This is a genomic window from Thermogutta sp. (assembly GCF_014359955.1).
In the GTDB taxonomy this organism is placed as follows: Bacteria; Planctomycetota; Planctomycetia; order Pirellulales; family Thermoguttaceae; genus Thermogutta.
Genome location: NZ_JACIYL010000832.1, coordinates 1 through 1,861, shown reverse-complemented (window position 1 = coordinate 1,861; position 1,861 = coordinate 1). Strand labels below are relative to the sequence as shown.

The following is a 1,861-nucleotide window of genomic DNA, read 5'->3' as shown; positions in this document are numbered from 1 at the left end:
GGCCTGACGGGGCATCGGATGACTGAGCCGGAACAGGGATTCTTATTCTGAATCCCGCTTGGCTTCGCTTGTTTCCGGCTCCGCGATCTCTTCAAAATTCATGATTTCGACATCCGTGACGACCACGGTCGGATCGCCAGACATCACCACCGAGTCGGTTAACGCCGCTTCCGGCTTTCCGTTGCCCCCCTCGCCGCTCACCACGGAGACCGTTTCCCCAGTCTGGACAGCATTTTCATCCGCAGCTTTGCTTTTCTTTTTCTTTTTTCTTGGACTTGCTTGCAATTTCCGGATGGAGGCGCCGAAGCTGACCGCAGGCCGCCTCAATCTCGGCCCCTTTTCGATAGCGGACCGTCACCTGGATACCCGCCCGAGTGAGGACATCCACAAACCGGGCAACATCCCGTCGCTCCGGCGGCTCGTAGGGCAATCCCTGGATGGGGTTGTAAGGGATGAGATTGACAAGGGCGTTTCTGCCCTTCAGCAGTTGTGCGAGTTCCTGGGCGTGTTGCGGCCGATCGTTGATCTCCCTCAAGAGGACGTACTCGTAAGTCACACGACGGCCGGTCTTGGCAAAGTATTCGTCGGCCGCGGACAGGATCGCCTGAATACCGATCCGTCGGTTGGCCGGCACCAGCTTGTTCCGCAACTCATCGTTTGGAGCGTGCAGGGACACCGCCAGGTGATACTGGAGGTCGAGCTCAGCCAGCCGACGAATAGCGTGTGGTAATCCCACGGTGGAAATGGTGACATGCCTGGCGCTGATGCCCAGGCCGTCTTTGTGGGTGGCGCGATACAGGGCCCCCAGCAATCGCCCCAGATTGGCCAGCGGCTCTCCCATCCCCATCACGACGATATGGCTGAGCCGTTCCTCGGGCTCGAGCAGGCACTTGAGATGGAGGATCTGTTCAAGGATTTCCCCGCTGGTGAGGTTGCGGACGACACCATCCAGACCGCTGGCACAAAAGACGCATCCCATTCCGCAGCCAACCTGCGTGCTTATGCACACAGTACGATTGCCTTTATCATCGCGGAGTAGGACGCACTCAACATATTCGCCATCGTGGGTCCGCAGAAGAAGCTTCTCCGTGCCATCGGAAGCTTTTCGATGCGAAACGACCTGCATTGTGAAGACTTTGAAGGCCTTCCGCAGGTCCTTCCGCACCACTTTGGGGACATCGGTCATCTCGTCGAAGGGAACCTTGGGCGAATCATAAACCCAGCGAAGAACCTGGGCGACGCGATAACCCGGCTGTCCCTTGCTGATGAACCAATCCCTCAACTGTCGCCAGGAATAGTCCAGAATATGCTCCACGGTATGGTACCTCCTCGGTAGCCCGGCCCATCCCTCGCCACCGTTATAGTTGTTCGACCCTCTTTATAACTATTGTTTGTCGGATGAGCTATTTTGCCAAGAGTTTTTACGCCGTCAACACGCCCTGTGCCGAACTTCACTTGCCAGTTTGCCGCATGTTACACGAAAGCATCATTCTTCAAGACCATCTCACTGGCTTATTCTGCTTCCCTTGTTCCCGGCCGTCTTTCGCTGTAGGATAGCGCCAATGTCGTTACGAAGGATCCGGATGGTTGGATCTTTCACTTTGACGCTTTTTGCTGTGCGGAGGTTTCCCCATGTTGCGTCTTGCGAAACTGTGTATCTGGGCAATGCTCGCCGCTGCCCTCACGTTGTGGTCGCTGAAAAATGTATCCGCCGTGGATAACGCTGAGCCTCCCAAAGGACATCCCGACTCGAGCCAGTGGGCGGATCTGTTCGCCCCTGACCTCTCCAATGCCATCTTTCCCGCAGGCGTCTGGTCCTGGCAGGATGGCGTTCTCACGGCCACGGAAGATCAGTGTATTT

At 56.7% G+C, this 1,861-nt stretch carries 3 protein-coding genes; 1 reads left to right on the top strand and 2 read right to left on the bottom strand.

Annotated features, from left to right (window positions below):
• Nucleotides 1-42: 42 nt before the first annotated feature.
• Both H5U08_RS17400 and rlmN read right to left on the bottom strand, forming a co-directional pair.
• Complete coding sequence (locus H5U08_RS17400) at nt 43-204, bottom strand: hypothetical protein (protein WP_297036008.1); 162 nt, start codon at nt 202-204, stop codon at nt 43-45.
• A gap of 31 nt (nt 205-235) precedes the next feature.
• Nucleotides 236-1,315 carry a 23S rRNA (adenine(2503)-C(2))-methyltransferase RlmN gene (rlmN, locus tag H5U08_RS17395; RefSeq protein ID WP_297036006.1) on the bottom strand — a complete coding sequence of 360 codons (1,080 nt, stop codon included), beginning with the start codon at nt 1,313-1,315 and terminating at the stop codon, nt 236-238.
• A 317-nt stretch (nt 1,316-1,632) separates the two neighbouring features.
• Between rlmN and H5U08_RS17390 the strand changes: the two genes are divergently transcribed.
• A partial coding sequence (locus H5U08_RS17390) for a hypothetical protein (RefSeq protein WP_297036003.1) occupies nt 1,633-1,861 on the top strand: 229 nt, incomplete at its 3' end.